The organism is Pseudomonas abyssi (genome assembly GCF_003444685.1).
GTDB lineage: Bacteria > Pseudomonadota > Gammaproteobacteria > Pseudomonadales > Pseudomonadaceae > Halopseudomonas > Halopseudomonas abyssi.
Genome location: NZ_LMAZ01000001.1, coordinates 749617 through 755903, shown reverse-complemented (window position 1 = coordinate 755903; position 6287 = coordinate 749617). Strand labels below are relative to the sequence as shown.

Below are 6287 nucleotides of genomic sequence, written 5' to 3'. Positions count from 1 at the left end.
AAGCTGCAAGCTGCAAGCGTAATCAGAATTAGCTCGGCGGTCGGACCGTCAAGTGTTTTCCACACGCTTATCTGCCATTCGTTGCTTCAAGAAAATCCGCGCAATTCGATACCACATGGTTTTGCTTGAAGCTTGAGGCTTGAAGCTTGCGGCTGCCTCAAAAATGGATCACCGTCCGAATGCTCTTGCCTTCGTGCATCAGCTCAAAGGCGTCGTTGATCTGCTCCAGCCCCATGGTGTGGGTGATGAAGCTGTCCAGCGGGATTTCGCCCGTCTGCGATTTCTCGACGTAGCTCGGCAGTTCTGTACGGCCCTTGACGCCACCGAAGGCGCTGCCGCGCCAGACGCGACCGGTCACCAGCTGGAACGGACGGGTGCTGATCTCGGCACCGGCCGGCGCGACGCCGATGATGGTCGATTCGCCCCACCCCTTGTGGCAGCACTCCAGCGCGGCGCGCATCAGTTGCACGTTGCCGATGCACTCGAAGCTGTAATCCACGCCGCCGTCGGTCATATCGACGATCACTTCCTGAATCGGCTTGTCGTAATCCTTCGGATTGACGAACTCGTCTGCACCCAGCTCGCGGGCAACCCCTTCCTTGGCCGGGTTGATGTCGATACCGATGATGCGGCTGGCACCGGCCATTTTGGCGCCGATGATGGCCGCCAGGCCGATACCGCCCAGACCAAAGATGGCAACGGTCGCGCCCGCTTCTACCTTGGCGGTATTGAGCACCGCGCCGATGCCGGTGGTCACGCCACAGCCCAGCAGACAGACTTTCTCCAGCGGCGCTTCCTTCGGAATCACCGCCACGGAGACTTCTGGCAGCACGGTGTATTCAGAGAAGGTGGAGCAGCCCATATAGTGATAGATCGGCTCGCCGTTGTAGCTGAAGCGGCTGGTGCCGTCCGGCATCACGCCTTTGCCCTGCGTGGTGCGCACCGAGCTGCACAGGTTGGTTTTCTCGGATTTGCAGAATTTGCACTCACCGCACTCGGCGGTATACAGCGGAATGACATGATCACCCACCTGCACCGAGGTCACCCCTTCCCCCACGGCTTCGACGATGCCACCGCCTTCGTGACCGAGAATGCAGGGGAACACGCCTTCGCTGTCCTGACCGGACAGGGTATAGGCATCAGTGTGACAAACGCCGGAAGCAACGATACGAATCAGCACCTCACCGGCCTGCGGCGGCGCCACGTCCACTTCGACGATCTGCAGGGGTTCATTCGGCGCAAAGGCCACGGCGGCGCGGGACTTGATCATGGGGACTCTCCATTGAGTGAGGTAGCAACAGGACGCCAGTGTAGTAGAAGGCGGTTTCGTGGATAATCCCTCATCAGACAAAACATTATTGCCGCATAGGGATAATCATGAGTGACTGGCAAGGTATCGACGAATTTGTAGCGGTAGCCGAAACCGGGCATTTCACTGGCGCGGCACAGCGCTTAGGTGCCTCCTCCTCTCACGTCAGCCGCCAGATTGCCCGCCTTGAGGACCGTTTGCAGAGTCGCCTGTTTTACCGCAGCACACGTCGAGTCAGCCTGACCGAGGCCGGCCAAACCTTTCTGCAGCACTGCCAACGCCTGATCGACGCCCGCGATGAAGCCCTGCAGGCCATCACAGATCTGGGCAGCGAGCCCAAGGGGCTATTGCGCATGACCTGTGCAGTCGCCTATGGCGAGAGTTTTATCATGCCTATCGTCGACGACTTTATGCAGCTGCATCCGCAGCTGCGGGTCGAGATGACCCTGACCAACCAGACGCTGGACCTGTTGCACGGTAGCTACGACCTGGCCATTCGACTGGGTCGGCTGCAAGACTCCAGCCTGATCGCTACCCGCATTGCGCCGCGCCACATGTATCTGTGCGCTGCACCGACCTATCTGGAGCGCTTCGGCGCGCCGCACAGCCTGTCGGAACTACCAAGGCACAACTGCCTGATCGGCAGCAGCGACGTCTGGACCTTCCAGCAACGCGGCCGTGAACTGCCGGTTCGGGTGCAGGGCAACTGGCGCTGCAACAGCGGCCAAGCGGTGCTGGAAGCGGCACTGCGTGGTTTTGGCCTGTGCCAGCTCCCCGACTACTACGTTCAGGGCCACCTGCGTAGCGGCGCCTTACGCGCCCTCCTCCCCCAACACCAGCCACCGCATACCGCCGTCTGGGCGCTGTATCCGCAACAGCGGCACCTCTCGCCCAAGGTGCGCCAGCTGGTTGACCACCTCAAACGCGGCCTGGCCGAGCGCCCGGAATACAGTGAGTCCTGACAGGGCGACAAAAAAAGGGGCCGAAGCCCCTTTTTACCAGCTCAGATCACGCTATCAGTTGACCTGCTGAGCGCGCTGGCGCAGTTCCATATCTGTCTGCATGCGCGAGGCGATTTCGTTGTAGCGAGGGATATCCATCTCCTCGTCCTTGATGGCCTCAACCATTTCTTCCTGCGCATCAAGCTGCATCTGCTGCGCTTCCTGCTGATCACCCGCATTGCTCAGCTCTTCAGTCAGCTCTTGGCGGATCTCATTGACCTTCTTCTCCGCTGTGACGAATTTCTCCAGATCCTCATCGGTCACCGGCGCTGCGGCTGCCGCGGCTGAGGGGGCGCCGTATTGCTGACCGGCAGAACCACCGGTGGACTGCGCTACAGCGAACGGTACACCCGCGCTCAGGGTCACAACACACAGGGCAGCAGTCAGTTTCTTCAGATTCGTCATGGTGTTTCTCCTTCGTTGAGTGTCACTGGATATACAGCAGAGACCGTGCCAAGCCCGACAAAAAATATATAATCTATTGTTTTTAAAAGAATTTATCCTGAAAACACAAACCGAAACGCCTTTCAGCTTGCCTGGATCGCCCACAAAAACGTATCTTTTTTAAACATGAGCAAAAAATACCCGTTCAGATATGACCCGTTTTCCTGGCTCGGCATCAGCGGCCTGCAGCGTACGCTTCTGCTGTTTGTCGTGCTGCCCCTACTGGTGCTCACCGCGCTAGGCATCCGCTTTGGCCTGGAGCAGGCCAGCCAGTTTCAACAACAACGCCTCAAGGACGACCTGGAGTTGATCGGCCGGGCGATCAGCATTCCCATCGGCAATGCCCTGCGCGAGCATGACGAGCAGGCAATCGAGCTCGCACTGGGGTCGGTCTTTATTATCGGCGAGGTCTACGGCGCCTCGGTATTCGACGTCAACGGTGTGCGTCTGGCCTCGGCCGGCATCACCGAAAGCGACCTGACCCGTACCGCCATCCCCGACCTTATCGTGTCTACCGGTCAGGCCCAGCAAGGCTTTAGCCAGGTGGGCGGACGCCACCTGTTCTCCCATTTCATGCCGCTGTTCGATGCCGGCGGGCAGATTCAGGGGCTGATTCAAATAACCCGGCGGGCCAGCGACTTCGGCCGCGCGCTCGACCAGCTGGAGATCATTGCCTGGCTGGCCTGGGCGGTACTGGCCATCGGCATCCTCTGCGCAGTGATGCTGGGCCACTACGGCGGTGTAGGTCGCCATGTCGACCGACTGCTTGAACACATGCAGCGGGTCGCCCAGGGTGACCATGCCCACCGCGCAGCGCTGGAAGGCCCAACCGAAGTCGCCGCCCTCGCAGAAGGGCTGAACCAGATGCTGGACAGTATCGAACAAGCCCGACACGAGCTGGATCAGCGTCGCGCCGCCGAGACCGACCTGCTGGCCCAGCTCAAGGATCAGGAGAAAATGGCAGCCATCGGTGGCATGGCACGCGGGGTCGCCCATGAGCTGGGCGCTCCGCTCAGTGTGATCGACGGACGCGCTCGACGCCTGCAACGCCATGCTGCCGATGACCAGGGGCAGCAGCGTGAACTTGGCGCCATTCGCGGGCAGGTAGCCCGTCTGACCCACACGGTTCGCCAACTGCTCGACTACAGCCGCCCCAGCGCTGCAGAGCCGCGCGCGACCTCCCTGCGCCAAGTACTCGACAGCGCGGTGGCGGCCATTACCCCGGAACTGGAGGTCGCCGGGCGACAACTCGAGGTAGAGGCCGACAGCGCGCAGACGCTGCCCACGGTGAAAGGCGACCCGGGGCGTCTCGAGCTGGCCCTGCTCAATCTGCTGCGCAACGCCCTGCAAGCCAGTGAGCAGCGACTGCAGGTGCAGCTCAGTCAGCAGCACGGGCAGCTGCGCATCGATATTGACGACGATGGGCCAGGCCTGCCCGAGGCCAGTCACGAGCAACTGCTTGAGCCCTTCTTTACCACCAAGCCCCCGGGCGAAGGCACCGGGCTGGGGCTGGCCATCGTCAACACCATTGCCGAAGAACACGGCGGCCAACTCGTGCTCGGCAGCAGCCCGTTGGGCGGTTGCCGTGCCAGCCTGCTGCTGCCGATTCATCAAGGGAAACGCACTGCATGAGCCATACCGAACATCTGCTACTGGTCGAAGACGATCCGGGCCTGCGCGAACTACTGCAGGAAGAACTCGAGGCCGAGGGCTACCGGGTGACCGCCTGCGCCAGCGCCGAAGCCGCCCAGCCGCTGCTGCAACAGGGCGAGATTGATCTGCTGATCAGCGACCTGCGCCTGCCGGGCGCCAACGGCCTGAGTCTGCTACCCGTCGCGCAGGGCCTGAACCCGGCCCCGGCGATGCTGATCATCACCGCCTTTGGCTCGGTACAACAGGCCGTGCAGGCACTGCAGCAAGGCGCCGACGACTTTCTCACCAAGCCGCTGGAAATGGACCACTTCCTGCTCACAGCGAGCCGCTTGCTGGAGAACCGCCGCCTGCGCCGCGAAGTGCAGCGCTATCGCTCCATCATGGCAGTGGAGCAGTTTCACGGCATCATCGGCCAAAGCAGCGTCATGCGACGACTGTTTCAGGATATCCGCCAGGTAGCCGACGCCGACGGCCCAGTGCTGATTCAGGGCGAAAGCGGCACCGGCAAGGAACTGGTTGCCCGCGCGGTCCACGAGCAAAGCAGTCGCAAGTCCGCCCCGTACATGGTCGTCAATTGCGGCGGCATCCCCAGCGAGCTGATGGAAAGCGAGTTTTTTGGCCATGCCGCCGGTGCCTATACCGGTGCCCGCAAGACCCGCGCAGGCCTGTTCCAGCAGGCCGACGGAGGCACCCTGCTGCTGGACGAGATCGGCGAAATGCCGCTCGCCCTGCAGGCCAAGCTGCTGCGCGCCCTGCAGGACGGCAAGGTGCGGCCGGTCGGCAGCGACCACGAAATACAACTGAACGTCCGCGTCATCGCTGCCACCAACCGCCAGCTCACCGACTGCGTGGCTGACGGCCGCTTTCGCGAAGACCTGTTCTATCGCCTGGAGACTTTCACCCTGCAAGTGCCGGCACTGCGCGAGCGGGCCGATGACATTCACGCGCTGGCCGACTTCTTTCTTGCTCGCTTCAATGCCAGACAGCAGCGCCATATCAAAGGCTTTGCCGATGACGCCCGCCTGGCGCTGCAGCGCCACCCCTTCCCGGGCAACGTACGCGAGCTGCAGAACGCAGTGGAGCGCGCAGCGACCTTCTGCACCGGCGACCTGATCGAGCTGAGCAACCTGCCGGATCGACTGCAACAGGCCGAGCAGCAAAACCCGGGCTCGCCCGGCGTCCCGCTACTGGACGGGCTGACCGGGGCGGCACTGGAGCAACTACCGAGTCTGGAGAGCGTGCAGCGCCAATACATTCACCAGGTGCTCAGCGCCACCGGCGGCAACAAGCGCCGGGCCGCAGACATCCTGGGCATCACGCGCCGCACCCTGTATCGCTGGATCGAATGAGCATGGCAGTGCAGGACAGCGGCGCTCTAGGTTAAAGTTCGAGTTCCACCACCCTCGACTCAGGAGCACACTGTGGCAAGCGCCCTGCGGCTGAACACCCTGCTGAACCGTCAATTTCAGCCAGATGACCGTCTGCTGGATACCCTGCGAAACGAGCTGAAGCTGCTCGACGGCCTGTGCCGCACACTCGGCGTCTCGGAACTCAGCAGCTTTGTCGACACCACCGCACTGGAACTGCAGGCCGCCGTCGCCATGTTGGACGATGAAGCCAAAAAGGCGGTGCCGGAACCCGACCCACAGACCGGCCAGATATGGGGCATTGAAGACGTCAGCTGGCAGCCGGTCGCGGCCGGCATGAGCACCCTGGAAGCACTCCAGCATCATCTGCGCAAATCCCCGCACAGCGGTCTGAACAGCAACAAGGTGCGCGGTCTGCTGGAGGAGCTGGACTACTGCATCAGTACCCTCGCGCCACTGGAAACCGAAGGCGCGCAATTCCACCTCGCCGTTGACGAGTCAGGGCAGCGCTGA

6 protein-coding genes are annotated in these 6287 nt (G+C 62.1%); 4 read left to right on the top strand and 2 right to left on the bottom strand.

What is annotated here, in order from left to right:
- Positions 1–157 precede the first annotated feature (157 nt).
- Positions 158–1270, bottom strand: coding sequence for an S-(hydroxymethyl)glutathione dehydrogenase/class III alcohol dehydrogenase (locus ASB58_RS03535; RefSeq protein ID WP_118129351.1), 1113 nt, complete (start codon positions 1268–1270; stop codon positions 158–160).
- A gap of 107 nt (positions 1271–1377) precedes the next feature.
- Between ASB58_RS03535 and ASB58_RS03530 the strand changes: the two genes are divergently transcribed.
- Entirely contained in the window at positions 1378–2271 is an 894-nt protein-coding gene (locus tag ASB58_RS03530) for a LysR substrate-binding domain-containing protein (RefSeq protein WP_096003597.1), read from the top strand.
- Positions 2272–2325: 54 nt separating this feature from the next.
- Here ASB58_RS03530 and ASB58_RS03525 read toward each other — a convergent pair whose 3' ends face one another.
- On the bottom strand, positions 2326–2715 hold the full coding sequence (locus ASB58_RS03525; RefSeq protein WP_096003596.1) for a DUF4168 domain-containing protein: 390 nt from the start codon (positions 2713–2715) through the stop codon (positions 2326–2328).
- A gap of 165 nt (positions 2716–2880) precedes the next feature.
- Here ASB58_RS03525 and ASB58_RS03520 point away from each other — a divergent pair, with 165 nt between their 5' ends.
- From ASB58_RS03520 to ASB58_RS03510, 3 genes are all read left to right on the top strand, one after another.
- Positions 2881–4386 (top strand): sensor histidine kinase, encoded by a 1506-nt coding sequence (locus ASB58_RS03520; RefSeq protein WP_118129350.1) that lies wholly within the window; start codon positions 2881–2883, stop codon positions 4384–4386.
- Positions 4383–5756: a sigma-54-dependent transcriptional regulator gene (locus ASB58_RS03515; protein WP_118129349.1), complete on the top strand. Its 1374-nt coding sequence runs from the start codon at positions 4383–4385 to the stop codon at positions 5754–5756. Before ASB58_RS03520 ends, ASB58_RS03515 begins: the two co-directional genes overlap by 4 nt.
- 72 nt (positions 5757–5828) lie before the next feature.
- Complete coding sequence (locus tag ASB58_RS03510) at positions 5829–6287, top strand: hypothetical protein (protein ID WP_118129348.1); 459 nt, start codon at positions 5829–5831, stop codon at positions 6285–6287.